A 25,352-nucleotide genomic window follows, 5' to 3' on the forward strand; every position below is an offset into this window, starting at 1 on the left:
TACGAAGACTGCCGGGAAACCCCCAAAAGAACGAGCCGGTCGTAGGCCTGAGGGACGGGCTGATCACAGATACCCGACCCTGCTCCGGGTGAGCACGGCCCCGAGACGGGGCCATGACGGCCACCTGCCGGGTCGGGTGGGGCGCGCCCGATCGCTACCCGCTCCCCATCTCCTGGCGTCCGACGACCGTCCTGGGCTGGACATAGGCCGCCCGCGCTCCCGTGCGCTTCTCGCTCTCAGCGTCCGACGACCGTCTGTGGCCCCGGACATAGGCCGCCCACCACCCGGCGGCTTCCCACTCGCAGCGTCCGACGATCGCCTGTGGCCGGTCATAACCGCCCGAGCCTCCAGGACGTTCGGCTGTGAGGGCGTCAGACGGCCGGTGGGCCACCCGGTCGGATCGTGGGCCCTCGTCGACGACGTGCGGCCGTCGTCCGGCCACCGTCCGGGGTGAAAAGGAGCGGACTTCGGCTATTCCGTCGTGGATGCGGGTCGGCGCGCGTGGGCGGTCCGGAAGGCCGAAAGATTGCCCTTATTGCCCCGCTTTGGTGGTGGGTTGGTGATGCCGGGCTCGCGCTGACCCGCATCCACCACGGATCAGCCGAGCTGTCGGCCGTCCGCCCCTCTCATCGCCTCTCGTCAGCCCCTGACGGCCGCCGGTCGCGGTCACCGAGAAGCGCCCAAGGGGGATGGCGGCCTCTGTCCAAGTCCGGTCAGCCTGCAGCCGCCTCCCATCGGAAGCACCTGCGGGTGGTGGGCGGCCTATGTCCAGCCACGGACGGTCGTCGGACGCCAGGAGGTGGGGAGCGGGTAGCGATCGGGCGCGCCCCACCGACACGGAAGGCCTCCTGGGGGCCCGTCTCGGGATCGCCCCCACCGGAGCAGGGTCGGGGGTCTGTGATCGCCCCGTCCCTGAAAGGATCGACCGGCTCGTTCTTTTGGGGGCTTCTCGGCAGTCTTCGTATGTCCGGGGCGGGACGGTCGGTCAAGGGTGGCCGAAGGCCATCGCGAAGCGACGCGACGAAGGAGCGCCCTTGAGGGACCGGCCCGACCCGGAGAGACGATGGGACTGACGGGAAACCCCCATACACCTCACCGACCACCGCCCCGGCAGCTCCCGCCCCCGAAGCCCCCGCCCCGCCCCGCCCCGCCCGCCCCCGGCGACATCTCGAACGGATAGCCGCACCCCGGGGGCGATTACCCGGCCCTTCGGTTCCGCGTTGGCCGGGTATGACCATGCTTCAGGCTTCAACGGGCCGAAGGCGTCGCTCGGCGGCGCAGGGTTTCGAAGAATCGGTTCAGCGTCCGCGTGAGCAGGCGCCGCAGGTGCCGGACCCGCCGATCTACCGGGATCTGCTGGCGCGGTGGGCCGATGCCGGCCGGACGCTGCCCGGCCGGCGTGATCCGGAGTGGTCGCGGCTCACGTCCTCCCCGGTCTGGCCCAGCACCAGCAGCGGGCTGTACTGACCGAGGTCAGCGCGTCTCCGGGCCCGCCAGGTGGCGGGCGATGACCATGCGCTGGATCTGGTTGGTGCCCTCCACGATCTGGAGCACCTTGGCCTCGCGCATGAGCCGCTCGACGGGGAAGTCCGCCGTGTAGCCGTAGCCGCCGAGGACCTGCACCGCGTCCGTGGTGACGGACATCGCCGCGTCCGTGCAGAACAGCTTGGCCATGGCCGCCTGGCGGGAGAACGGCTTGCCCGCGTCCCGCAGCCGCGCGGCCGCGAGGTAGAGCGCCCGGCCCGCCTCGATCTTGGTGGCCATGTCGGCCAGCATGAAGCGCAGCCCCTGGAAGTCCGCGATCGGGTGCCCGAACTGCTTGCGGTCCAGGGCGTACGTCAGGGCCTCGTCCAGCGCGGCCTGGGCGACGCCGATGGCGCAGGCGGCGATGCCCAGGCGGCCGGCGTCCAGTGCGGCCAGAGCGATGGTGAAGCCCTGCCCCTCCTCGCCGATGCGGCGGGCGTCGGGCACCCGTACGCCGTCGAAGTGCAGCTGGGCGGTGGGCGAGCCCTTCATGCCCATCTTCTTCTCGGGCACGGCCGCGGTGAGACCCTCCACGTCCCCGGGGACCAGGAAGGCCGTGATGCCCTTGGGGCCCTGGGCGCCGGTGCGCGCGAGGACGGTGTAGAAGTCGGCGACGCCGCCGTGGGTGATCCAGGCCTTGGTGCCGGTGATGATCCAGTCGTCGCCGTCGCGCACCGCCTTGGTGGTGAGCGAGGCGGCGTCGGAGCCGGCGGCCGGCTCGGAGAGGCAGTAGGCGCCCAGCAGGCCGCCGCCGAGCATCGCGGGCAGGTGGGCGCTCTGCTGCTCCTTGGTGCCGTAGCCGGCGAGGCCGTGGCAGGCCAGGGAGTGCACGCTGACGCCGAGGCCGACGGTCAGGCGGGCCGCGGCCAGCTCCTCCAGGACCTGGAGGTAGACCTCGTACGGCTGCTCGCCGCCGCCGAATTCCCCGGGGTAGGGAAGGCCGAGCAGTCCGGCCTCGGACAGCAGGGTGAAGACCTCCCGCGGGAACCGGCCGGAGTCCTCCTCCTCGGCTGCCTTGGGGCGGATCTCGCGCTGCGCGATCTCGCGTACGAGGGCGAGGAGGTCCCGGGACTCCTCGGTGGGCAGCTGTCGGTCCACCGGCTGCGGGGCGCGGTCAGTCATGGCGGCGCTCTCCTCCCTGGTCGGGAACGGCGGCGACGCGTGAGGTGTGGGACGCGCCGCCGGGTCTCGGTTCTCTCACAGCCGATGTTGCCCTCCCGGGTCACGGAAGGGGCTGTTCAGCGGCTGCGGCGGCTTGAGTATGCCCGATCAGGGGCTTCCCGTCACCGGGGCAAGATCACCGAGCGGATGGAGCGGCTTTTCGGGGTCGGGAGGTGCCGGACACTCCGGGACGAATTCCTCGATCACCTTCGGTGTCGCGCGCGGCCGGCCCACCGGCAGGGCCCGAGCCCGGTGCGATCGGGCCGGTCCGGGAGGTCGGTGTCGCCGCCAACCGGGGTCGGTGCCGGTGTCGGCCCACGACCCGCACCCCGAGGCCACGAGTTCGGCCCTGCGCGCCGAGCCGGACGGACCGGGGCCGACGGCCTCGTGATCCTGGGCGGGGAGGGGCTCAGAACCAGCCGACCTGGGTGACGAACATGGCGACGACGACCACGAGGGTCCAGCCCAGTACGTGCTCCAGCCAGCTGGAGTCGTCCTTGGGGCCTCCGGTGCGGACGAGGTCCTGGGGGGCGGCGAGGGGGGTGGCGCTGTCGGCAGTCATGGCGTCCAATGTGCCGGCGCTCGCGGCTTTCGCGGTAGGGACGTCATGGGTGGCATACGTCACGCATAAACCGATATTCCAGGACAGGACGGGCGCGGATTCGGGTGCGCCGACGACCGGGCCCCGACCTCCTCGGCCGGGACCCGGTGGGCTGTTCCCTCATCCGACGCTTCCTCCGGCACCCCGGTCAGACGCGGGACTCACGGTCGCGGCTCGCCATGGCCGCCATCGCGAGGCCCAGGCACAGGGCGACACCTCCGGCGATCACGTTGCTGACCACCGTTCGCGTCGTGTCCATCTCGCCGGCGATGGCCCACGGGGCGATGATCGTCCACGCACCGAGGGCGACCGCCGTCCACGCCATCGCGTGGGTGCGCTCGTAGGCGGAACCCAGCCCGCTCATGCACAGGCAGAAGGCGAGGCCGGCGATCAGGTTGTTGATGGCCAGCGGGGCGAGGCCGCTGAATCCTACGATCCAGGGCGAGGCGGCCAGGTACAGGCCCGTGATCAGGGCCAGCGCTTCGACGGCCTGCGCCCGGGGAGTGCTGGTCACCCGCTCGAACCGGGTGCGCATCTCGGCGAGGTCGGGGTGGTGCTCGATGGGGTGGGTGGTCATGGCGGGCCGCCTCCTACTGAGAAGCCTTTATGTGCCATTTACCCCACTATGTTCCGCTTATCCATACCCCTTGGTCAACGGGCAAATTCGCGGCCGTCTCACAGCACCCCCACCGCGCGCAGCGCCCGGAACTGAGCCGGGCTCGGACGGGTCGGCGCGTAGAGGTAGCAGATGCCTCCGGAGCCCGAGGTGACCTTGCCGGAGGTGCCCGTGCGCTTCGTGCGCAGCCAGATGTTCTCCCACTCGGCGCGCCGGTAGACGCGGCGCACGGCGGCGTTGTCGCGCGAGTTGGGGTCGTTCGCGATCACGTCGCCGGCGGCGGTGAAGCCGATGACGGTCATCAGGTGGCCGGCCGTGCCGTAGCCCGCGCCCGTGAGCTCCTCGGGGCGGAAGGACTGGGAGGTGATGGCCGGGATGCCGGCCCGGACCAGGGTCTCCAGGTCGGTCAGGGAGGTGAGGCGGGTGACGACGCCGGCGAGGCCGGGGTAGGTGGCGGCGTACGCGGCGTTGAAGGGCCAGTTGCCGCAGCCCTTGTAGGCGGCGTCGTAGGTGGAGCGGGCGGCGTGGCAGACCTGTGGGTCGGAGTACGTGGGGTTCACCCAGGTCAGGGCGGAGGCGGGGGCTTTGCCGCCCCAGTACTCGATGATCATCTGTGAGGAGGTGGGGCTGCACCAGGCCTCGCCGCCGTTGTCGTACTCGGGGTACCGGCCGGCGTGGACCTCCTGCGAGTAGCGCGGGACCTTCAGCTCGTGGGCGATACCGGAGGGGGCGGAGGCCGGGACGCCGAAGCGGTCCGGGACGTCGGAGACCATGGCGCCCGCGAGCCGGACCGTGGGGCTCTGCTCGGCGCCCGGCCGGCGGTGGAGGGTGAGGCGCAGCTGCCAGGCCGCGATCCGCAGGCCGGCGGTCGCGGTCGGTGTGTCGAGGGCGAGGGTGTCGGTCCAGACGGTGGACCTGCCGTCGCTCTGGCCGTCCACCGAGGTGCGGCGGATGTCCGTCTCGCCGGAGGCCCAGCGGCCCATCACGTACCAGGGGGTGGTGGTGCCGTCGGTGTAGGTGCCGCGCAGGTCGATCCGGATCCAGGTGCCGGCCGGGGTGCGGGCGTTCCAGGAGGCGATGGCCTCGGTGGCGGGCACGGTGGAGCGGTGCACGGGCGAGGTCCAGGTGGCGTACTCCCAGGTGCTCTTGCGGCCGGTGTGCGGGTCGGCGTACTCGGTGCGGCCGACGGCCGTGGCGATCTCCAGGCCGGGAAGGGCGCCGCCGACCGCGGTGGTGCCCTGGTGGGTGCCGGCGAGCCAGTGGCCGTAGGAGTACCAGAAGCGGTTGTCGACGGTGCGGCCGGCGGCCCGTGGGGTGGGAGGGGTGGGCGGGGCCGCCGAGGCGCCGCCGCCCGGGACGGTGGTGGCGGCGGCCGCGGTGGCGACCGCGAGTGCGGCGACGAGTACGGCCCTGCGCGGAGTGGGTTCGGTCATCGCGGGTTCCCCCAGGGTGGGTCGGCACTTCGGTGGCTGTCGGCCGCCGTCCGGCATCACCCTTCCAGTTCCCGGCGGCGGCGGCCCGAAGCCACGGGTCGTGTCGGGTCTGTCTAGGCTGGTCGGGTGGAGCCACAGCAGTCACTTGAGTCACTCGCCCGGGAGCTCGCCGCCCTGCCGCCCTCCCTCGGCCCGGTGCGCCTGATCGGGATCGACGGGCACGCGGGATCCGGGAAGAGCACCTTCGCGGGGCGGCTCGCCGCGGTGCTGGGGGCGCCCGTGCTGCACCTGGACGACGTCGCCACCCATGAGGAGCTGTTCGACTGGGAGGAGCGGCTGCGGGCTCAGGTGCTGGAGCCGCTCGCCGCCGGGCGGCCCGCGCACTGGTCCCCGTACGACTGGGTGGAGCGCCGGTTCGGGCCGGAGCGGGTGCTGGAGCCGGCGCCGGTGCTCCTGGTCGAGGGGGTCGGGGCGGGGCGGGCGGCACTGCGGCCGCGGCTGGCGCGTCTGCTGTGGATGGAGACGGCGCGCGAGCGGTCCTGGCAACGTGGGCGAAACCGGGACGGGCGGGAACTGTCCGACTTCTGGGACGGATGGGAGCGCGCGGAGCGCGCGCACTTCTCCAACGACCCTTCACGCCCCTTCGCCGACACCTTGGTGCGCCAGAGCGGTACGGGATACGAGTGGACTTCCGGGGCTCGTGCGACGGCGGGAACCTCCGCTTCCGTCACCGGGAGTGACGAACTCCCCCGGGCCTGAACGGCTCCGGAAATCCGCTCCGCCGGGGCCCGGCCGACCCGCTTGACCTGGGGCCCGCGACGGCCTTACGTTCTCAATGCGAGGCCTTCACAGGCTGCCGCGGACACGAAGCCCCCGGTTGTTCCCCCGTGATCGGGGGCTTCGTTCTGCCCGCGAACCCCTCCACGGCGGTTCCGCGCGAGGCCGATCCACCCCGATCCTTCACCCTGAGTCACCGTCAGCTCCAGGGGCGCACGCCGGAACCGGGTCCGTCGCGCCCTACGTAAGGTGCGTGACCGCAGGTACGATGCAGCCCTGATTTCATCGGCGCAGTGGGCAACTCATGTGCTCGTCACGTGGGTTGCCGCGCACCACGGGGGCAGGCTTGTGGGGGACGTGATGGATTTCGGCACGCCGGGCAGCATGCACGCCCCGGCCGAACTCGCCTGGCTGCGCGGGGTCGACGCCTGCACCATGGGCGCCTATCCGCAGGCCGAGGAGGAGTTCCGGGCGGCCGTACGACTCGACCCCACCATGGCCGACGCGTGGTTGGGCCTGCACGCGCTCCGGGTGGACACCGGCAACGCGTTACTTCGGATGTACGCCCACCGGGACCGGTTCGGCGAGCAGCGCGCCCGGCACCGGCGCACGCTGAACTCCTGGTACTGGCTGGGCTGGTGGGTGCAGCCGGTGCTGGAGAGCCGGCGGGACCTGCTCCTCGCCCACGCCTCGCACTGGTTGGACGGCCGGCACGTGCCCGAGCTGGACCAGGCGCTGGCCGCTCTGCCGCCGGTGGACACCGACGCGCAGGTACGTTTCCTGCACGCCTGTCGGGCCTATCTGGTCAAGGACTGGGAGCAGTTGGTCCGGCACACCGAGCCGCTGGTGAACGATCCGCTGCTGGGCATCGAGGCGGGGCTGTTCGGTGGGATGGCGCGGGTCCGGTTGGAGATGTACGGGCAGGCGGAGCCCATGCTGGCGGCGGCGCTCATGCGGTGTCGCAGTGAGCAGCCCCAACGCAAGGAGTTGCGCTACTGGTTGGCGCGGGCGCGGGAGGGCACCGGGCGCAGTGCGGCGGCGCTGCCGCTGTACCGGGCGGTGCACCGGGTGGATCCCTCGTTCATGGACACCGCGGCCCGGCTGACGGCCATCGAGGACGGGGACGACACCGACGGCGTGGCCGACCTGGCGGGTCTGGCGGGGTACGCCGCGTACGGGAGCTACAGCGGACACGGCCCGTCGCCGGCCGGCGGGGACTTCGCGGCGGTCGCGCTGGGCGGCGGCCCCGTCCAGGACATCGCGGCGGACGGCCCGCCGGAGCCCGATCCGCCGGCTCCGCCCACTCCCCCGACGGGCCGGGTGGAGGGGGTGCGGCGCAAGACGCCGGTCCCGCCGCAGGGCACGCCCGAGGGGCTGCCGACCGGTCCGGCGGACCCGGCGGCGCTCGCCGAGGCGCTGGCGGAGCTGGAGCGGATGGTGGGCCTGGAGCCGGTCAAGCGGCAGGTGAAGGCGCTCTCGGCGCAGCTGCACATGGCGCGGCTGCGAGCGGGTCAGGGGCTGCCGGTGCAGCCGCCGAAGCGGCATTTCGTGTTCTCGGGGCCGTCCGGTACGGGCAAGACGACGGTGGCCCGGATCCTGGGCCGGGTCTTCTACGCGCTGGGGCTGCTCGGCGGCGACCACCTGGTGGAGGCACAGCGGGCCGACCTGGTGGGCGAGTTCCTCGGGCAGACGGCGGTGAAGGCGAACGAGCTGATCGATTCGGCGATCGGCGGGGTGCTGTTCGTGGACGAGGCCTACTCGCTGTCGAACTCGGGGTACAGCAAGGGTGACGCGTACGGCGACGAGGCCTTGCAGGTGCTGCTGAAGCGGGCCGAGGACAACCGTGACCGCCTGGTGGTCATCCTGGCGGGCTACCCGGCCGGGATGGACCGGCTGCTGGCCGCGAATCCGGGGCTGTCCTCGCGCTTCACCACCCGGGTGGACTTCCCCAGCTACCGGCCGCTGGAACTGACCGCGATCGGCGGGGTGCTGGCGGACGCGAACGGGGACCACTGGGACGAGGAGTCGCTGGAGGAGCTGCGCAGCATCTCCGCGCACGTGGTGGAGCAGGGCTGGATCGACGAGCTCGGCAACGGCCGCTTCCTGCGGACCCTGTACGAGAAGAGTTGTGCGTACCGGGACCTGCGGCTGGCGGGCTTCGCGGGCGAGCCGTCGCGGGACGACCTGGCGACGCTCCGGCTGCCGGACCTGATGCAAGCCTACGGGGAGGTCCTGTCGGGCCGGGGCCCGCAGGAGCGGCCGGAGCCCGGGGCCCTCTGAGGAGGTTCGGCGGAAACGCCACCGGGGCCCGTCGTGACGGGCCCCGGTGGCGTGCGGTACTGAGCGGTCAGTTCTTCTCCGGCGGGCGGCCGCAGACGAGGTCGCGGGTCTCGCCGCTCGTGTTGGCGCACCACAGGCGCCCCTTGTCCGGCTCGAACGTGTACTCGGACAGGCGCATGTTGATCGGCTTGCAGGCCTTCTTGCCCTTGTCCGGCGAGTACTTGGGGCACTTCCCGTTGTCCAGCTGCTGCTGGTGGGCGCGCAGCGCGTCCAGGCCCAGATCCTCGACGCCCGGGTTGGTGGACGGCATGAAGCGGTTGGCCGACCACGAGCCGCCCATGGTGGCGAAGAGGGCGATCGCGCAGATCAGGCCGGCGGCGAGCTGGGACATCGCACGCGGCGAGATCCGGGCGGCCCGGCCCGGGGCGACCTCCTTCAGCGTGCCGCGGATCCAGCCGAAGCCGCGCTGGTACGTGAGCATCAGGCCGAGGACGGCCAGGATGATCAGGCAGTAGTAGATGATCCAGGTGGTGCGCGGGTACAGCTGGACGGCCTGGTTGTGCTCCATGTGGGAGGCGAACCAGAAGCGCAGCAACCAGGCACCGGCCAGCACGAAACCGGCGGTGCGGACCACGATGTTGCGCAGGCCGAGGCCCACGCCGATGCCCACGCCCAGGAGGAGCAGCACGCTGAAGCCGGTCTGGCCGGCCAGCTCGCCCGACACCGGGAAGTTGTGGTACGTCAGGTCGCCGGCGCGGTCGGACGCCCAGCCCAGCACGTAGGCCGGGTCGATGTAGGTGTTGATGTACGCGTAGCGGTCCTTCGTCGTGGCGCCCAGGCGGACCAGCTGGTACAGCAGCGGCGCGCCGATCACGGCGGCGGTGAACAGGATGGTGCCGAGGAACAGCACCGCGCGCTTGACGGCCGTCCGGCCCCGGCGCCACGGGAACAGCAGCAGGGCGAGGACGAAGGCGCCCGGAGCGGCCCACAGGTACCAACCCGAGTACCAGAGGAACATCACGCCGAACGCGGCGCCGAAGCCGATGCCTCGCAGCACGGTCGAACGCGTCGAGAGCGTTTCGGCCCGGCGGATCTCGCGGAAGCAGGCCGCCAGCAGCGGCAGCAGGACGAGCATCGATCCGTGGCTGTAGGGGCGGATCGGGTCGAGGAAGACGATCGAGGCCGGCACGGCGATCGCCATCGCCCAGAAGGGGCGCAGCAGCAGGCGCCATCCGAGGTAGGCCATCGGTCCGACCAGTGCGCTGAGGATCAGCTGGAGGTCCTTGAGCGCGTGGCCCACTCCGGCGATGCCGTTGTGGAAGACCTTGGCCCAGAGCGCGAGCAGGGCGGGGAAGAGCGGCGGGTAGACGCCCGGCAGGCCCTTGTGGCGCATCATGTCGTTGGCCATGCCCATGAGGTTGCCGGGGTCGCCCTCCTGGCCACCCAGGCCCCACGGCGTGCCGTTCAGGGCGACCGCCACGCCGCCGGCGACGATTCCGGTGGCCAGGCCCGCGAGGGCCGCGCACACCAGCCGCTGCGCGACCTGGTAGTAGCGCAGGGTGCCCCGGTAGGCGAGGAACAGGAGCACGGCGAGGACCGGTATGCCGACCAGCGCCGCGTACTGCTGGACCTTGGCGAGGCCGCTGACCTGACCGATCCGGGTGACAGGGTTGACGCTGATGTGCGTGCAGAGCAGCATGAAGCCGAGAGCGACGACGACACTGACCACGACCTCCCCCAGCGGGAGGAACCAGCGCTTCTGCGTCCAGCGGTCGAAGCGGCCGCCCGTCAGGGCCTTCGACTTCCCGTCGGACGGGGCGCCTTCGGCGCCGTCCGACGTGCTGGAGGGGGCGCCGATGATGTTCGGTGCCAAATCCGTCATGTCACATCGCTTCCGTGAAGCGGCTCTCTGCCGCAGGTCGGACCGGCTCGACGGGGCGAGCGAGGTCAGCGGGCGCCGGCCGGTGACACCGGGCCGACACGCGTCCCCGGCACGCCGACGGGACTCCACGCCGACACGCTAGCAAACCGGCATGATGCCCCCGCCGGCCTCCTGGTCGAACAGGGGATCGGTCGGTCGATCGCGAGCCGGCCGACGCACGCCGACCGGGCCCCTCGGCGTCCCCGGGGGTGCCGCGGCCGGAGCCGGACCGGGGAGCCGGTAGATCGCCGGCGTCGTAATGTTCCGTTTCGCGGCCGTGAAGTCCGGCTCGGACACCCGGACCGACGATCCGGCCCGCAAGACGGCCGTGGCTCGCTCCCGGTTCACCGGAACGCCCCCGAACCGACCTCATGTGACCGACTTCACACCGGAGTCACGCCGGCTGCGCCCCGGACCCTCGCGGGCCCGGGGCGGGGCGATCCGATCGCCTAGCGGGCGAACGTCACCCGGTGGGCCGGGTCGCGGACCTCACCGACCAGCATCTCGAGGACGTCCTCCAGGGCGACCAGGCCGAGGACCCGGCCGCCCGGGTCCGCCACCTGTGCCAGGTGTGTGGCGTCCCGGCGCATGACGCCGAGGGCGTCGTCCAACGGCACGGTCGAACACAGGGTGGTCATCCGGCGCCAGACCCGCTGCGGGACGGCCCGCTCCCGATCCTCCAGGTCCAGTACGTCCTTGACGTGCAGGTAGCCCATGAAGGCGCCACTGTCGGCACGAACGGGGAATCGGGAGTAGCCGGTGCGCACGGTCAGCTGCTCGATCTGCCGCGGGGTCACCGCCGGGCCGACCGTGACCAGCCGGTCCGGGCCGAGGAGGACGTCGGTGACCGGGCGGCTGCCCAGTTCCAACGCGTCCTCCAACCGCTCCTGCTCGACCGGCTCCAGGAGCCCGGCCTGCCGGGAGTCCTTGAGCAGCCGGCCCAGCTGGGCGGAGGTGTAGACGGCCTCGACCTCGTCCTTGGGCTCCACCTTGAACAGCTTCAGGACGAGCTTGGCGCAGGCGCCGAGCGCGGTCGTGACCGGCCCGCACAGGCGGGCGAAGGCGACCAGGCCGGGGCTGAACCACAGGGCGGTCCTCTCCGGGGCGGCCATCGCCAGGTTCTTCGGCACCATCTCGCCGATCACCAGGTGCAGGAAGACCACCGCGCTCAGCGCGACGACGTAACCGAGGGGGTGGATCAGGCCCTGCGGTACGTGGACGGCGTGGAAGACGGGCTCCAACAGCCGGGCCACGGTGGGCTCGGCGACCGCGCCGAGGGTGAGCGAGCAGACGGTGATGCCGAACTGCGCCGCGGCCATCATGCGGGGCAGGTTCTCCAGGCCGTGGAGCACCTGGCGGGCCCGGGCCGATTCGGCCGCGAGGGGCTCGATCTGGCTGCGCCGTACGGAGACGAGTGCGAACTCGGCGCCGACGAAGAAGCCGTTGGCGAGGACCAGCAGCAGCGCGAAGACGAGTTGGAGCGCGTTCATCGGGCGGCGCCTTCCAGCTCGGCACGCTCGGGTGCGAGCACGGTCGCGCCGTCGGCCGCGGAGGCGGACCGGTACGCGCCGGCCGCGGGCACCGCGGCGAGCCGGACCAGCCGGACCCGCTCGGCACGGTTGCGTCCGACCCGGCGGACGGACAGCTTCCAGCCGGGGAGCTCCGCCCGGTCCCCGGGAGCGGGGATGCGGCCGAGCAGGTCGGCGACGAGGCCGGCGACGGTCTCGTACGGGCCTTCGGGGACTTCCAGGCCTATCCGACGCAGGGTCTGGACCCGGCAGCTGCCGTCGGCCTCCCAGGAGGGGCGGCCGTCCTCGGCCGGTACGGCGGCCAGTTCGGGGGTCTCGTCCTCGGCGAAGTCGTGCTCGTCGCGGACCTCGCCGACGAGTTCCTCCACGATGTCCTCCAGCGTGACGACGCCGGCGGTGCCGCCGTACTCGTCGACGACCACGGCCATCGGCTGTTCGCTGCGCAGCCGCTCCAGCAGCGGCTGCACCGGCAGCGAGCCGGGCACCAGCAGCGGGGCGACGCAGATCCGGCTCACGGACGTGCGGTCGCGTTCCGACTCGGGCACGGCGAGGGCGTCCTTGAGGTGGACGACGCCGGTGATCTCGTCGATGCGGTCGCGGTAGACCGGGAAGCGGGACAGGCCGGTGGCGCGGGTGAGGTTGAGCACGTCGGCCGCGGTGGCCGTGTGCATCAGGGCGCTGACCTTCACCCGGGGGGTCATGACGTGCTGGGCCGTGAGCTCGCCCAGCGAGAGGGTGCGGACGAAGAGGTCGGCGGTGTCCTGTTCGAGGGCGCCGGCCTGGGCCGAATGGCGGACCAAAGAGAGCAGTTCGCCCGGTGTCCGGGCGGAGGCCATCTCCTCGGTCGGTTCGACGCCGAGCGCCCGTACGAGGCGGTTGGCCACGGCGTTGAGTGCGGCGATCACCGGCCGGAAGGCACGGGAGAAGCCGTTCTGCGGGCCGGCGACGAACCGCGCCACCTGGAGCGGCCTGGAGACCGCCCAGTTCTTCGGGACGAGCTCGCCGACGACCATCTGGACGGCGGAGGCGAGCAGCATGCCGATGACGACGGCGACGCCGGAGACGGCTCCCTTCGGCAGACCGGTCGCGGCGAGCGGCCCGGCCAGCAGTGCGGCCAGGGCGGGCTCGGCGAGCATGCCGACCACGAGGGAGGTGATGGTGATGCCGAGCTGGGTGCCGGAGAGCTGGAAGGACAGCTCCCCCAGGGCCTTGACCACCGTGCGGGCACGGCGGTCACCGTCGGCTGCGGCGCGTTCGGCCTCGGGTCGCTCCACGGTGACGAGGCCGAACTCGGCGGCCACGAAAAAACCGTTGGCGAGGATGAGGGCGAAGGCCGCCGCGAGCAGAAGTAGCGGGATGGTCATGCCGCCGTCTCCGAGGGGAGGGCGGCGCGGGTACTACCGGACGATCCGTCCATTGCTGGAGGGAGTCACTCCTCAAGTCGCAGGTGCCCACGGGCCACGAGGTCCCGGGGCCGGTGGGAGGGCGCACAGCTGCGCCCCGCCACCAGGGTAGTCATTGATATCCAGGCCGCAACGGTACGCAGCCGTGCGGATGGGCCGACTCAGTGGTCGCCGGCACCCGTTCCGTGGGCTTCGGCCAGGGCGCGCAGGGCGCGGGCGTCGCCGATCGCCTGCTGCTTGGCCACGCCGGGCTGGATGCCGAGGGCGGGCAGGCTGGTGCCGTCGCTGAGGTCGAGGAACACCCACGGGTCGCCGGGGCGGAGGTTGACCCGCAGGATCTGGGCCCACTCCAGGCGGCGGGTGTTGGTCAGGTTGACGACTGTGACGCCGGTCTCGTCCGCGACCACCTTGGGGCGGCTGAGCAGGACGAGTACGGAGCTCAGCAGGACGGCGGTGAAGACGAAGCTGATCCGCTCGCCCGGGCTGAGGTTCTCCAGCAGCAGCGCGATCGCCGTGATGGTGGCGAACATGGCGAGCCCGACGCCCAGCAGGACGACCCGGGTGCGGGTCGGCCGGAAGGTGACCGGCAGGGTGGGTGTGGCGGGCTGGGCGGCGGACTCGGCCATGGTGCGGTGCCTTCTGGAAGTGGCGTGCGGGTCGGGTGGGGCGTGCCGGTGGGGCACGCCGGTCACCGTCCTAGAGGCGGCAGGCGTGGATCGAGGTGGTGAGGATCGCGCGCGCGCCGAGTTCGTACAGATCGTCCATGATCCGCTGGGCTTCCTTGGCGGGGACCATCGCGCGGACGGCGACCCAGCCCTCGTTGTGCAGCGGGGAGACGGTCGGCGACTCCAGGCCGGGGGTGAGGGCGACGGCGCGCTCCAGGTGCTCGGCGCGGCAGTCGTAGTCCATCATCACGTAGCTGCGGGCCACCAGGACGCCCTGGAGGCGGCGCAGGAACTGCTGGGCGCGCGGGTCCTCGGGGTCGGAGGCGCTGCTGCGGATGACGACGGCCTCGGAGGTCATGATCGGCTCGCCGATGATCTCCAGGCCCGCGTTGCGCAGGCTGGTGCCGGTCTCGACGACGTCCGCGATGATCTGCGCCACGCCGAGCTGGATCGCGGTCTCGACCGCGCCGTCCAGGTGCACGACGGAGGCGTCGATGCCCTGCTCGGCGAGGTGCTTGGCGACGATTCCCTCGTACGAGGTCGCGATCGTCATCCCGGTGAAGTCCTCGGGACCCTTCGCGGTGCCGGGCCTGGTGGCGTAGCGGAAGGTGGAGCGCCCGAAGTTCAGCGGGAGGATCTCCTCGGCGCTGGCGCCGGAGTCGAGCAGCAGGTCACGGCCGGTGATGCCGATGTCCAGCTTGCCGGAGGAGACGTAGATGGCGATGTCCTTGGGGCGGAGGTAGAAGAACTCCACCTCGTTCTCGGGGTCGACGACCACGAGCTCCTTGGACTCCTTGCGCATCCGGTAGCCGGCCTCATGCAGCATCGCCGACGCCGGTCCGGAGAGTGAACCCTTGTTGGGGACGGCGATGCGCAGCATGGGGCTTCCTTTTGGTGCGTGGTGACGGGATCACGGGCGGGTGTGCGTGCCGGACTCAGAGGTGGGCGTAGACGTCGTCGAGGGAGATCCCGCGCGCCACCATCATCACCTGGACGTGGTAGAGCAGCTGGGAGATCTCCTCGGCGGCGGCTTCCTTGCCCTCGTACTCGGCGGCCATCCAGACCTCGGCGGCCTCCTCGACGACCTTCTTGCCGATGGCATGGACGCCCTTGTGGACGAGCTCGGCGGTGCGGGAGGTGCTGGGGTCGCCTTCGGCGGCCTTGCGCTGGAGCTCGGTGAAGAGCTCCTCGAAGGTCTTGGGGGTCTTGTCAGCCATGATGGTCCTCAGAATACGGGGTTCCCCGTCGCCACTCAGCGCCAGGGTTCGCTGACGGTGCGCAGGGTCATGGCGGTGGAGACGGCGGCGGTGACCGCTTCGTGCCCCTTGTCCTCGTTCGACCCCTCGAGGCCGGCGCGGTCCAGCGCCTGCTCGTCGTTGTCGCAGGTCAGTACTCCGAAGCCGACGGGGACTCCGGTGTCGATCGACACCTGTACCAGGCCTTGGGTGACGCCCTGGCAGACGTAGTCGAAGTGCGGGGTGCCGCCGCGGATGACCACTCCGAGGGCGACGATGGCATCGTAACCGCGACCGGCCAGTACCTTCGCCACGACCGGGAGCTCGAAGCTGCCGGGGACCCGGAGCAGGGTGGGCTCGTCGATGCCCAGCTCGTGCAGGGCCCGGAGGGCTCCGTCGACCAGTCCGTCCATGACCTTCTCGTGCCACTGGGCCGCGATCACGGCGACTCGCAGGTCTCCGCAGTTCTTCACGCTCAGTTCGGGTGCGCCCTTGCCGCTCACAGCTCTGCTCCTCGGTGGTTCGTGATGGGGTGGTGGATGTACGTACGGGTGGTGGTGCGTACCTACTGGTTGCCGCAGGCGGAGGTGGTCACGGGCCCGTCCAGCCAGGGCAGGTCGTGGCCCATCCGGTCCCGCTTGGTGCGCAGGTACCGCAGGTTGTGCTCGCCGGCCTCGACCGGCATGGACTCCCGGCTGGTGACCGTGATGCCGTGCCGGACGAGGGCGTCGGACTTCTCAGGGTTGTTGGTCATCAGTCGGACGGTGTGCACGCCGAGGTCGGCGAGGATCTGGGCGCCGGCGCCGTAGTCGCGGGCGTCGGCGGGCAGGCCGAGTTCCAGGTTGGCGTCGAGGGTGTCGCGGCCGCGCTCCTGGAGCTCGTACGCGCGCAGCTTGGACAGGAGTCCGATGCCGCGGCCCTCGTGTCCGCGCAGGTAGACGACGATGCCGCGGCCGTCCGCCTTGATGCGTTCCATGGAGGCGTGCAGCTGCGGGCCGCAGTCGCAGCGCTGGGAGGCGAAGATGTCGCCGGTGAGGCACTCGGAGTGCATGCGGACCAGCATGTCGGTGCCGTCGCCGATCTCGCCGTGGACGAGCGCGACGTGCTCGACGCCGTCGACGGTGGAGCGGTACCCGTAGGCCGTGAACTCGCCGAAGGCGGTCGGCAGGCTGACCTCGGCCTCGCGGCGCACGGTGGGTTCGGCGGAGCGGCGGTAGGCGATCAGGTCCTCGATGGAGATGATCGTCAGGCCGTGCTTGCGGGCGAAGGGGATCAGCTCGGGCAGGCGCAGCATGACGCCGTCCTCGCCGGCGATCTCCACGATGGCACCCGCCGGGCGCAGGCCCGCGAGGCGGGCGAGGTCGACGGCGGCCTCGGTGTGGCCGTTGCGGACCAGGACGCCGCCGGGCTTGGCGCGCAGCGGGAAGATGTGGCCGGGGCGGACGAAGTCGCCAGGCTCGGAGACCCCGTCGGCGAGCAGGCGCAGGGTGGTGGCGCGGTCGGCGGCCGAGATGCCGGTGGTGACGCCGTGGGCGGCGCTCGCGTCGACGGAGACGGTGAAGGCGGTCTTCATCGACTCGGTGTTGTTCTGGACCATCTGCGGGAGTTCGAGGCGCTCGAGCTCGGGGCCCTCCATGGGGGCGCAGATCAGGCCGCGGCACTCGCTCATCATGAAGGCGATGATCTCGGGGGTGGCCTTCTCGGCGGCGATGACGAGGTCGCCCTCGTTCTCGCGGTCCTCGTCGTCGACGACGACGACGGGGCGGCCCGCCGCGATGTCGCGGATGGCCTGCTCGACCGGGTCGAGGCGGAAGGTCTCTTCGGGGATGTCGGGCACGGGCTTGAGGCTGGTCATGCCGTTGCTCCTTCCAGGGCCGGGGCGGGGTTGGTGCGAGAACGCTGGTACCAGTCGTAGGCGCCCCACAACACGAGGGCGAAGTACACGACGTAGACGAGGCCGGAGAAGGCCAGGCCGTTGGTGAAGGCGAGGGGGACGCCGACCAGGTCGACGAGGAGCCAGGCGAACCAGAACTCGACGAGACCGCGGGCCTGGGCCACCATCGCGACGATGGTGCCGACGAAGATGTAGGCGTCGGCCCACGGGCTCCACGACAGGTTCGGGAAGAGCGTGAAGAGGCCGCCGACGGCGAGGGTGCCGAGCGCCGCGCCGCCCAGGAGCAGCCCGCGCTCCTTCCAGGTGGCGGTGCGCACGGCGATCGAGCCGTCCTGGGCCTTCTGGCGGCCGAGCTGCCAGGCGCGCCAGCCCCACACGGCCACGCCGATGACGAGGAGCTGCTTGCCGACACCGCCCGCGAGGTGGGCGGAGGCGTAGGCGGCGATGAGGATCAGGCCGGAGAGGAGCTGGGCGGGCCAGGTCCAGAGGGAGCGGCGCCAGCCGAGGGCGAGCGCGGCCAGGCCCATCAGGTTGCCGATCATGTCGGACCAGATGACCTTCTGGCCGAAGACGGTGAAGGCCTCCGCGTTGAGCCAGGTCAGGGCGCTCACTGCGCGTCTCCCGTCGCGTGCAGCGGGTCCACGCCGGCGGCCAGGAGGCGCTCGACGTACTTCGCGAGGACGTCGACCTCCAGGTTGACCGGGTCGCCGCTCTGCTTGATGCCGAGGGTGGTCAGCGCGAGGGTGGTGGGGATGAGGCTGATGGTGAACCAGTCGGCGGCGGCCTCGACCACGGTGAGGCTGACGCCGTCGACCGTGATGGAGCCCTTCTCGACGACGTAGCGGGAGAGGTTCTTCGGGAGGGCGACCTTGACGATCTCCCAGTGCTCCGAGGGGGTCCGGGAGATGATCTCGCCGGTGCCGTCCACGTGTCCCTGGACCAGGTGGCCGCCGAGCCGGCCGCCGAGGGCCATCGGGCGTTCCAGGTTGACCCGGGAGCCCGCGGTCAGGGCGCCGAGGCTGGAGCGGTTGAGCGTCTCCTGCATGACGTCGGCGGTGAACTCGCCGTCCGCGGTCTCCACGACGGTGAGGCAGACGCCGTTGACCGCGATGGAGTCACCGTGCTTGGCGTCCTCGGTGACGAGGGGGCCGCGCAGCCGGAAGCGGGAGGCTTCCTCGAGCTGCTCGACAGCGGTGACCTCGCCCAGTTCTTCGACGATTCCGGTGAACACTCAGTGCTCCTTGGTGGCGGTGGAGGTGGTGACGGGGACGGGGACTGCGGTGATGCGGAGATCGGGGCCGATGCGGACGACCTCGGTGAGGTCGAGGCGCCGCGCATCGGAGATGTTCTTGATCCCGGCGTCGGCGAGGGCCGTGGGGCCGGCGCCGAGCAGGGCGGGGGCGAGGTAGCCGATGACGCGGTCGACGGCGCCGGCCTCGAGGAAGGCGCCGGCCAGTGTCGGCCCGCCCTCCAGCAGCACGGAGCGGACGCCGCGTCGGAACAGGGGGGTGAGCAGGTCGTGGACGCCGACGCGGCCGTCGTGCAGGGGCAGCCGGAGCAGTTCGACGTCGGGCAGGTGCCGGGTGTCGGCGTCCTCTCCCACGACGAGCAGCGTGGGCGCGGCGTCGTCGAGGACGCGGGCGGTCGGCCGGAGCTCGGCGCGGGTGTCGAGGGCGATGCGCAGCGGCTGCGTGGCGCCTTCGATGCCGCGGACGGCGAGGTGCGGGTCGTCGGCACGCAGGGTGCCGCCGCCGACGAGGACGGCGTCGCTCTCGGCGCGCAGCCGGTGGACGTCGGCCCGGGACTCGGCGGAGGTGATCCAGCGGCTGCTGCCGTCCGCGGCGGCGCTGCGGCCGTCGAGGGTGGCGGCGTACTTCCAGGTGACGTGGGGCCGGCCCAGGCGTACGGAGGTCAGCCAGGCGGCGTTGCCCTCCTCGGCCTCGTCCGCGAGGAGTCCGGCCGCGGTGTCGATGCCGGCCGCGCGCAGGGTGGCGCCGCCGCCGCTGGCCTGGGGGTTCGGGTCGGAGACGGCGTAGACCACGCGGCTGATCCCGGCGGCCGCGAGGGCCTGGGCGCAGGGCCCCGTACGGCCGGTGTGGTTGCAGGGTTCGAGGGTGACGTAGGCGGTGCCGCCGTGGGCGGCCGCTCCCGCCGCGCGCAGGGCGTGGACCTCGGCGTGCGGGCCGCCGGCCCGCTCGTGCCAGCCCTCGCCGACGACCGTGCCCGAGGCGTCGGTGATGACGCAGCCGACGACGGGGTTGGGGCTGGTGGAGCCGAGTCCGCGGGCGGCGAGCTCGATGGCTCGGCGCATGGCACGGGTGTCCGCGTCGGGTGCTGCTGCGTGCGCGACGTGGGTCGCCACCGGGTCCTCCTGCCTCATCGGGCACGGACTCCGGGGCCTGTCGGGATACGACAGATGAAGCGGTACAGCGCACAGGGGACGCCGAGGCCGGAAAAACGGTTCGACCGGGCACATCCGCAGGGATATGCCGACGAACCGCCGACGGCGGCGTACCGGTGACTGGCCCGCCGCGCACTGCCTCCCATCCGGACTTTAACCGTCGGTCCAGGAATCTCACCTGGTCAACCGGCCGCTGGCTGCGGACGGGTCGCGGACTATAACCGCCGGTTCGGAATTACACCGACCCCGGAGTGCGCTGCTACTGGTACTCCAGCCAGTTTGCCACGGGTGATCGGATGCCATGCGGGGGATGCGGTGTGGCCTGGCTCACAGGGGGACGGTATCGGAGGGGACTTTGTCAAGTCGGGCGGGGTTGGTCCAGACCTATTGACCCGGGTGGTCTAGTCCTCTTAACGTTCCCTTCATCTTCCCGGGAACAGCCCGTCAGATGTGCGCACGTCACGGGCCAACACGCTTCCGCACCACTCCTGTTGCTCCATGTTGTGTCCAGTTGTGTCCTGCATCCTCCCCTCCCCAGGAGGCACAATGCTGTCCCCCACACGTTCGAGAGCGATGCTCCTGGCATCCGGCGCCGCGATCGCCGGACTCCTGGTGGGCGGGCTCTCGGCGGGCGTCTCGCACGCGGCCGACAACGAGGGCTGTCGCCCCGACGGGCTCTACAAGACCGCCGGCGTCGACGTCCCGTACTGCTCGGTCTACGACACCGAAGGTCGCGAGAAGATGGGCGCCGACCACCAGCGCCGCGTCATCGGATATTTCACGGGCTGGCGCACCGGCAAGGACGGCACCCCCGCCTACCTCGCCAACAACATCCCGTGGTCCAAGGTCACCCACCTGAACTACGCCTTCGCCCACGTGGGCGCCGACAACAAGATCTCCGTCGGCTCGGACGGCGTGAACAACGCCGCCACCGGGATGACCTGGCCCGGTGTCGCCGGCGCCGAGATGGACCCGGCCCTCCCCTACAAGGGCCACTTCAACCAGCTGACCAAGTTCAAGAAGCAGTACCCGAACGTCAAGACGCTGATCTCGGTCGGCGGCTGGGCGGAGACCGGGGGCTACTTCGGCGACGACGGCAACCGGGTCGCCTCCGGCGGCTTCTACTCCATGGCCACGAACGCCGACGGCTCGGTCAACCAGGCCGGCATCGACACCTTCGCCGACTCCTCGGTCGAGTTCGTCCGGAAGTACGGCTTCAACGGCGTCGACATCGACTACGAGTACCCGACCACCATGAAGGACGCCGGCAACCCGCTGGACTGGCAGCTCGCCAACGCCCGCCGCGCCGGCCTGGTCCAGGGCTACGCCGCCCTGATGAAGTCCCTGCGCGAGAAGCTCGACCGCGCGGGCGCCGCCGACGGCAAGCACTACCTGCTCTCCGTCGCCGCCCCCTCCTCCGGCTACCTGCTGCGCGGCATGGAGACGTTCCAGGTCCAGAAGTACCTGGACTACGTCAACATCATGTCCTACGACCTGCACGGCGCCTGGAACGAGTACGTCGGCCCCAACGCCTCGCTCTTCGACGACGGGAAGGACGGCGAACTCGCCGCCGCCGGCGTCTACTCCACCTCCCAGTACGGCGGCGTCGGCTACCTCAACACCGACTGGGCCTACCACTACTTCCGCGGCTCGATGCCCGGCGGCCGCATCAACATCGGCCTGCCCTACTACACCCGCGGCTTCAAGAACGTGCAGGGCGGCACCGACGGCCTGTGGGGCAAGGCCCCCGCGACCACCTGCCCGGCCGGCGCGGGCCTGACCAAGTGCGGCGACGGCGCGGTCGGCATCGACAACCTGTGGCACGACAAGGACACCAACGGGGTCGAGTCCCCCGCGGGCTCCAACCCGATGTGGCACGCGAAGAACCTGGAGAAGGGCGTCGTCGGCGACTACGTCACGAAGTACGGCTTCCCGGCGAACACCACCCTGACCGGCACCTACGTCCGCAAGTACGACTCCACCCTGGTGGCGCCGTGGCTGTGGAACGCCCAGAAGAAGGTCTTCCTCTCCACCGAGGACGAGCAGTCGGTGGCCGCCAAGGCCGACTACGTCGTGAACAAGGGCATCGGTGGCACCATGGTCTGGGAGCTCGCGGGCGACTACTCGTACAACGCGGCCAAGGGCCAGTACGAGGTGGGCGACACGCTCACCGACACCATGTACCAGAAGTTCAAGTCGGCCTCCCCCTACGGCGCGAAGAAGGCGGGCGCCACCGCCCCGCCCACCCAGGCCGTGGACATCAGGACGGAGTTCACCGAGTTCAAGCTGGGCGACTCCAACTACCCGCTCACCCCCAAGCTGAAGATCACCAACAACACGAACGCCACGCTGCCCGGCGGCACCGAGTTCCGGTTCGACTACGGCACCTCGGCCCCGAACAACGCCTCCGACCAGTCCGGCTTCGGCACGACCGTGATCAGCAGCGGCCACACCGGCAACAACGTCGGCGGCCTGAAGGGCGACTTCCAGCGGGTCTCCCTGAAGCTCCCGGCCTGGCAGACCCTCGCCCCCGGCGCCTCCGTCGACCTGGCGTTCAACTACTACCTGCCGGTGTCCACCCCCTCCAACTGGACGGTGACCATCTCCGGCACCACCTACGCCCTCGCCGGCGACCTGGCCCGCGGTGCGACCCTGGTCCAGCCCGGCGGCGGCACCCAGCCCCCGACCACACCCCCCACCACTCCCCCGACGACCCCGCCGACCACTCCCCCCACGACTCCGCCGACCACGCCTCCGGGCGGGACCTGCACCAACCCGGCGTACGTGGCGGGCACGATCTACAACAGCGGCAACCTCGTCTCCCACAAGGGCCGCAACTGGAAGGCCCAGTGGTGGACGCAGAACGAGGAGCCCGGCACCACCGGTGACTGGGGTGTCTGGAAGGACCAGGGCGCCTGCTGACCCCGCGCCCTGATCCGTGAGTGAACGTGAGGACCCGGTGGCCCGGCGGCCACCGGGTCCTCGCACGTTCCGCGCGCGCCCGGCCTCGTACGCTGCTGCGGTGACCACACACGTCGCCGCGTCCGACGCGGACTTCGAGGAAAACCGTCCGCGGATGTTCGGCATCGCCTACCGCATGCTCGGCTCCGCCGCGGAGGCCGAGGACGCCGTGCAGGAGGCGTACCTGCGCTGGGCATCCGCGGACCGCTCGGAGATCGAACACCCCGGCGCCTGGCTCGCCAAGGTCGTCACGAACCTGTGCCTCAACACCCTCACCTCGGCGCGGGTCCGGCGCGAGGCGTACGTCGGACCCTGGCTCCCGGAGCCCGTCCTCACCGGCGACGGCACCCTCGGCCCGCTGGAGTCCGCGGAGCAGCGGGACAGCGTGTCCATGGCCCTGCTGGTGCTGCTGGAGCGGCTCACCCCGGTCGAGCGGGCCGTCTACGTACTGCGCGAGGCCTTCGCCTACAGCCACCGGGAGATCGCCGGGGTCCTGGACCTCACCGAGGCGAACTGCCGACAGCTCTACCGGCGGGCGGCCGGCCGAGTGGCCGCCGAACGGGCGGCCGAGCCCGAGCGGCGCTTCGAAGCCGACCCGGAACGGTGGCAGAGCCTCGTGGAGACCTTCATGACGGCGGCGCGCGGCGGGGACCTGGCCCGACTGGAAGGACTCCTGACGGCCGACGTCCGGTTCGTGTCGGACGGCGGCGGCGTGGTCAGCGCGGCGCTGCGGCCGATCCTGGGCCGGGAGAAGGTGGCCCGTTTCGCGATCGGGGTGCTCAAGAAGTTCGCCGGGGACCTGCCGGTCGGCGTCGCGGAGATCAACGGGGTACCGGCGCTGCTCTTCGGCGACACGGCCGTTCTCCTCGTGGAGTTCGAGAACGGGCTGGTCAGCGAGGTCAGGACGGTACTGAACCCGGAGAAGCTGGAATTCCTCCAGCGGCAGCTGTCACATTCCTGAGGGCCGTCCGGTCTCCGCTGAGGAAAGAACCACATCGGCGAAAGGCGGACCTCATGAGCACCATCCTCGTCACCGGCGGCACCGGCACCCTCGGCGTACTGGTCGTGGACCGGCTCCGCGACGCGGGACACGACGTCCGCGCGCTGAGCCGGCACGCCCCGGAGTACCCGGTCGACCTTCGGAACGGCAGCGGGCTGGACGCGGCGATGGCGGGCGCGGAGGTGGTGGTGCACTGCGCGAGCGACACGCGCGGCGGCGGCAAGGACGACGTCGCCGCCACCCGGCACCTCATCGACGCGGCCCGGCGGGCGGGGACCGTCACCAACATCGTCTACATCTCGATCGTCGGGGTGGACGTGGTGCCGCTCGGCTACTACCGGACGAAGCTGCGGGTCGAGCGGCTGCTGGAGGAGTCCGGGCTGGGCCTGACCGTACTGCGCACCACGCAGTTCCACGACCTGGTGGCGCAGGTGGTGGAGACGACGGCGAAGCTGCCGCTGGTCGCGCCGGTGCCGGGTGGGGTACGGGTCCAGCCGATCGCCGTCGACGAGGTGGCGGACCGCCTGGCGGAACTGGCGGTCCCGACCCCGTCGGGCCGGGTCACGGACATGGGCGGCCCGGAGATCCACACCCTGCCCGACCTGGCCCGCACCTACCTGGAGGCGACGGGCCGCCACCGCCGGGTGATCCCCGTCCCCCTGGCGGGCAAGGCCTACGCGGGCTTCAAGCGCGGCGGTCACCTGACCCCGTCCCACGCGGTGGGCCGCGGAACGTTCGCGGAATTCGCGGAGCGAGCGGCGGGGACGGCTGCGGATGCGGCTGCGGCTGCGGCTGCGGCTGCGGCTCGGCGGGGTCGGTAGGGGCGGGGCGGGGGCTTCGGGGGCGGGAGCTGCCGGGGCGGTGGTCAGTGACGTGTGTGGGGGTTTCCCGTCAGTCCCATCGTCTCTCCGGGTCGGACCGGTCCCTCAAGGGCGCTCCTCCTTCGTCGTCGCGTCGCTTCGCGATGGCCTTCGGCCACCCTTGACCGACCGTCCCGCCCCGGACATACGAAGACTGTCGGGAAGCCCCCAAAAGGACGAGCCGGTCGAAGGTCTGAGGGGCGGGGACATCACAGACCCCTCGACCCTGCTCCGGTGGGGGCGATGCCGAGACGGGGCCATGACGGCCACCTGCCGGGTCGGGTGGGGCGCGCCCGATCGCTACGCGCTCCTCACCTCTCAGCGACCGACGACCGTCCTTGGCCGGACATAGGCCGCCCACGCTTCCGTGCGCTTCTCGCTCTCAGCGTCCGACGGCCGTCTGTGGCCGGTCATAGGCCGCCCACCAGCCACATGTTCCTCGAAGACGGCGTCCGACGGCAGGTGGGTCCACCCGGTCGGATCGTGGGTCCTCGTCGACGACGTGCGGCCGTCGTCCGGGGCGAGAAGGGCGTGGACTTCGGCTGTTCCGTCGTGGATGCGGGTCAGCGCGCACGGGTGTCCCGTAAGGTCGGAGGTTTGCCCCTGTTGCCCCGCTTTGGGGATGGGTTGATGGTGCCGGGTCCGTGCTGACCCGGATCCACCACTGGCCTGCCGAGCTGTCGGCCGTCCGCCCCTCTCGTCAACCCTTGACGGCCGTCGGTCCCGGTCGCCGAGAAGCGTTCAAGATTGATGGCGGCCTATGCCCGGCCCCGGTCGGGCTGCAGGCGCCTCGGACGGGGGAGCGTCTGCGGGTCGTGGGCGGCCTATGTCCGACCCGGTGAGCCTGCGGGCGCTTGCAATGGGAAGCGCCCATGTGGCCTGGGCGGCCTATGTCCAGCCACGGACGGTCGTCGGACGCTGAGAGGTGAGGAGCGCGTAGCGATCGGGCGCGCCCCACCGACCTGGAAGGCCTCCTAGGAGCCCGTCTCGGGGCCGTGCTCATCCGGAGCAGGGTCGGGCATCTCTGATCGCCCCGTCCCGGAAAGAATCGGCCGGCTCGTTCTTTTGGGGGTTTCCCGGCAGTCTTCGTG

Annotated in this window: 21 protein-coding genes and 1 riboswitch; of the genes, 6 read left to right on the forward strand and 15 right to left on the reverse strand. The window is 71.5% G+C overall.

What is annotated here, in order from left to right:
• Positions 1-1,230 precede the first annotated feature (1,230 nt).
• Positions 1,231-1,467: a hypothetical protein gene (locus tag ACGFYY_RS40820; RefSeq protein ID WP_365274477.1), complete on the forward strand. Its 237-nt coding sequence runs from the start codon at positions 1,231-1,233 to the stop codon at positions 1,465-1,467.
• A 6-nt stretch (positions 1,468-1,473) separates the two neighbouring features.
• Here the strand turns inward: ACGFYY_RS40820 and ACGFYY_RS40825 are convergent, their stop codons facing one another.
• The 4 genes from ACGFYY_RS40825 to ACGFYY_RS40840 form a co-directional block, all read right to left on the reverse strand.
• Complete coding sequence (locus tag ACGFYY_RS40825; RefSeq protein ID WP_365274480.1) at positions 1,474-2,646, reverse strand: acyl-CoA dehydrogenase; 1,173 nt, start codon at positions 2,644-2,646, stop codon at positions 1,474-1,476.
• Positions 2,647-3,094: 448 nt separating this feature from the next.
• A complete protein-coding gene (locus ACGFYY_RS40830) occupies positions 3,095-3,247 on the reverse strand; it encodes an SCO1431 family membrane protein (RefSeq protein ID WP_393717499.1) in 153 nt (50 codons plus the stop codon).
• Positions 3,248-3,434: 187 nt separating this feature from the next.
• Positions 3,435-3,863: an SPW repeat protein gene (locus ACGFYY_RS40835; protein ID WP_393717500.1), complete on the reverse strand. Its 429-nt coding sequence runs from the start codon at positions 3,861-3,863 to the stop codon at positions 3,435-3,437.
• Positions 3,864-3,961: 98 nt separating this feature from the next.
• The gene (locus ACGFYY_RS40840; protein ID WP_393717502.1) at positions 3,962-5,335 is read right to left on the reverse strand and encodes a peptidase C39 family protein; all 1,374 of its coding nucleotides are present in this window, start codon (positions 5,333-5,335) and stop codon (positions 3,962-3,964) included.
• A gap of 126 nt (positions 5,336-5,461) precedes the next feature.
• On the opposite strand from ACGFYY_RS40840, the gene ACGFYY_RS40845 reads away from it, so the two are divergent.
• Entirely contained in the window at positions 5,462-6,094 is a 633-nt protein-coding gene (locus ACGFYY_RS40845) for a hypothetical protein (protein WP_365274492.1), read from the forward strand.
• Between the two features lie 378 nt (positions 6,095-6,472).
• A complete protein-coding gene (locus ACGFYY_RS40850) occupies positions 6,473-8,392 on the forward strand; it encodes an AAA family ATPase (RefSeq protein ID WP_393717504.1) in 1,920 nt (639 codons plus the stop codon).
• 67 nt (positions 8,393-8,459) lie between these two features.
• On the opposite strand, the gene ACGFYY_RS40855 is transcribed toward ACGFYY_RS40850, so the two are convergent.
• The 11 genes from ACGFYY_RS40855 to ribD form a co-directional block, all read right to left on the reverse strand.
• On the reverse strand, positions 8,460-10,274 hold the full coding sequence (locus tag ACGFYY_RS40855; RefSeq protein WP_393717506.1) for a hypothetical protein: 1,815 nt from the start codon (positions 10,272-10,274) through the stop codon (positions 8,460-8,462).
• Positions 10,275-10,762: 488 nt separating this feature from the next.
• The gene (locus ACGFYY_RS40860) at positions 10,763-11,803 is read right to left on the reverse strand and encodes a hemolysin family protein (protein WP_365274503.1); all 1,041 of its coding nucleotides are present in this window, start codon (positions 11,801-11,803) and stop codon (positions 10,763-10,765) included.
• Complete coding sequence (locus ACGFYY_RS40865; RefSeq protein ID WP_365274505.1) at positions 11,800-13,206, reverse strand: hemolysin family protein; 1,407 nt, start codon at positions 13,204-13,206, stop codon at positions 11,800-11,802. The genes ACGFYY_RS40860 and ACGFYY_RS40865 overlap by 4 nt, the downstream gene beginning before the upstream one ends.
• Before the next feature lie 200 nt (positions 13,207-13,406).
• Positions 13,407-13,871 (reverse strand): PH domain-containing protein, encoded by a 465-nt coding sequence (locus ACGFYY_RS40870; RefSeq protein ID WP_365274507.1) that lies wholly within the window; start codon positions 13,869-13,871, stop codon positions 13,407-13,409.
• A gap of 70 nt (positions 13,872-13,941) precedes the next feature.
• Entirely contained in the window at positions 13,942-14,790 is an 849-nt protein-coding gene (hisG, locus tag ACGFYY_RS40875) for an ATP phosphoribosyltransferase (RefSeq protein WP_030774588.1), read from the reverse strand.
• Positions 14,791-14,845: 55 nt separating this feature from the next.
• Positions 14,846-15,127 carry a phosphoribosyl-ATP diphosphatase gene (locus ACGFYY_RS40880; protein ID WP_030774590.1) on the reverse strand — a complete coding sequence of 94 codons (282 nt, stop codon included), beginning with the start codon at positions 15,125-15,127 and terminating at the stop codon, positions 14,846-14,848.
• Between the two features lie 35 nt (positions 15,128-15,162).
• Positions 15,163-15,648: a 6,7-dimethyl-8-ribityllumazine synthase gene (ribH, locus tag ACGFYY_RS40885; protein ID WP_007262951.1), complete on the reverse strand. Its 486-nt coding sequence runs from the start codon at positions 15,646-15,648 to the stop codon at positions 15,163-15,165.
• Positions 15,649-15,710: 62 nt separating this feature from the next.
• A complete protein-coding gene (locus ACGFYY_RS40890) occupies positions 15,711-17,000 on the reverse strand; it encodes a bifunctional 3,4-dihydroxy-2-butanone-4-phosphate synthase/GTP cyclohydrolase II (RefSeq protein WP_365274513.1) in 1,290 nt (429 codons plus the stop codon).
• A complete protein-coding gene (locus ACGFYY_RS40895; protein ID WP_393717510.1) occupies positions 16,997-17,650 on the reverse strand; it encodes a nicotinamide riboside transporter PnuC in 654 nt (217 codons plus the stop codon). Before ACGFYY_RS40895 ends, ACGFYY_RS40890 begins: the two co-directional genes overlap by 4 nt.
• Positions 17,647-18,270: a riboflavin synthase gene (locus tag ACGFYY_RS40900; RefSeq protein WP_109780767.1), complete on the reverse strand. Its 624-nt coding sequence runs from the start codon at positions 18,268-18,270 to the stop codon at positions 17,647-17,649. The genes ACGFYY_RS40895 and ACGFYY_RS40900 overlap by 4 nt, the downstream gene beginning before the upstream one ends.
• Entirely contained in the window at positions 18,271-19,350 is a 1,080-nt protein-coding gene (gene ribD, locus ACGFYY_RS40905) for a bifunctional diaminohydroxyphosphoribosylaminopyrimidine deaminase/5-amino-6-(5-phosphoribosylamino)uracil reductase RibD (RefSeq protein ID WP_393717518.1), read from the reverse strand.
• A 218-nt stretch (positions 19,351-19,568) separates the two neighbouring features.
• Positions 19,569-19,699: riboswitch (FMN riboswitch) on the reverse strand.
• A gap of 287 nt (positions 19,700-19,986) precedes the next feature.
• Here ribD and ACGFYY_RS40910 point away from each other — a divergent pair.
• The 3 genes from ACGFYY_RS40910 (at position 19,987) to ACGFYY_RS40920 (ending at position 24,222) form a co-directional block, all read left to right on the forward strand.
• Positions 19,987-22,362: a chitinase C-terminal domain-containing protein gene (locus tag ACGFYY_RS40910; RefSeq protein WP_393717512.1), complete on the forward strand. Its 2,376-nt coding sequence runs from the start codon at positions 19,987-19,989 to the stop codon at positions 22,360-22,362.
• A gap of 100 nt (positions 22,363-22,462) precedes the next feature.
• Positions 22,463-23,362 (forward strand): RNA polymerase sigma-70 factor, encoded by a 900-nt coding sequence (locus tag ACGFYY_RS40915; protein ID WP_393717514.1) that lies wholly within the window; start codon positions 22,463-22,465, stop codon positions 23,360-23,362.
• Between the two features lie 53 nt (positions 23,363-23,415).
• Positions 23,416-24,222 (forward strand): SDR family oxidoreductase, encoded by an 807-nt coding sequence (locus ACGFYY_RS40920; protein WP_393717516.1) that lies wholly within the window; start codon positions 23,416-23,418, stop codon positions 24,220-24,222.
• Positions 24,223-25,352 lie beyond the last annotated feature (1,130 nt).

It is taken from the genome of Streptomyces sp. NPDC048331, assembly GCF_043201215.1.
GTDB lineage: Bacteria > Actinomycetota > Actinomycetes > Streptomycetales > Streptomycetaceae > Streptomyces.

Bases quoted from the DNA above. Each gene is read 5' to 3' on its own strand.
- ACGFYY_RS40820 (WP_365274477.1), top strand. From the start codon at position 1,231: ATGACCATGCTTCAGGCTTCAACGGGCCGAAGGCGTCGCTCGGCGGCG.
- ACGFYY_RS40825 (WP_365274480.1), bottom strand. From the start codon at position 2,646: ATGACTGACCGCGCCCCGCAGCCGGTGGACCGACAGCTGCCCACCGAG.
- ACGFYY_RS40830 (WP_393717499.1), bottom strand. From the start codon at position 3,247: ATGACTGCCGACAGCGCCACCCCCCTCGCCGCCCCCCAGGACCTCGTC.
- ACGFYY_RS40835 (WP_393717500.1), bottom strand. From the start codon at position 3,863: ATGACCACCCACCCCATCGAGCACCACCCCGACCTCGCCGAGATGCGC.
- ACGFYY_RS40840 (WP_393717502.1), bottom strand. From the start codon at position 5,335: ATGACCGAACCCACTCCGCGCAGGGCCGTACTCGTCGCCGCACTCGCG.
- ACGFYY_RS40850 (WP_393717504.1), top strand. From the start codon at position 6,473: ATGGATTTCGGCACGCCGGGCAGCATGCACGCCCCGGCCGAACTCGCC.
- ACGFYY_RS40855 (WP_393717506.1), bottom strand. From the start codon at position 10,274: ATGACGGATTTGGCACCGAACATCATCGGCGCCCCCTCCAGCACGTCG.
- ACGFYY_RS40860 (WP_365274503.1), bottom strand. From the start codon at position 11,803: ATGAACGCGCTCCAACTCGTCTTCGCGCTGCTGCTGGTCCTCGCCAAC.
- ACGFYY_RS40865 (WP_365274505.1), bottom strand. From the start codon at position 13,206: ATGACCATCCCGCTACTTCTGCTCGCGGCGGCCTTCGCCCTCATCCTC.
- ACGFYY_RS40870 (WP_365274507.1), bottom strand. From the start codon at position 13,871: ATGGCCGAGTCCGCCGCCCAGCCCGCCACACCCACCCTGCCGGTCACC.
- hisG (WP_030774588.1), bottom strand. From the start codon at position 14,790: ATGCTGCGCATCGCCGTCCCCAACAAGGGTTCACTCTCCGGACCGGCG.
- ACGFYY_RS40880 (WP_030774590.1), bottom strand. From the start codon at position 15,127: ATGGCTGACAAGACCCCCAAGACCTTCGAGGAGCTCTTCACCGAGCTC.
- ACGFYY_RS40890 (WP_365274513.1), bottom strand. From the start codon at position 17,000: ATGACCAGCCTCAAGCCCGTGCCCGACATCCCCGAAGAGACCTTCCGC.
- ribD (WP_393717518.1), bottom strand. From the start codon at position 19,350: ATGCGCCGAGCCATCGAGCTCGCCGCCCGCGGACTCGGCTCCACCAGC.
- ACGFYY_RS40910 (WP_393717512.1), top strand. From the start codon at position 19,987: ATGCTGTCCCCCACACGTTCGAGAGCGATGCTCCTGGCATCCGGCGCC.
- ACGFYY_RS40920 (WP_393717516.1), top strand. From the start codon at position 23,416: ATGAGCACCATCCTCGTCACCGGCGGCACCGGCACCCTCGGCGTACTG.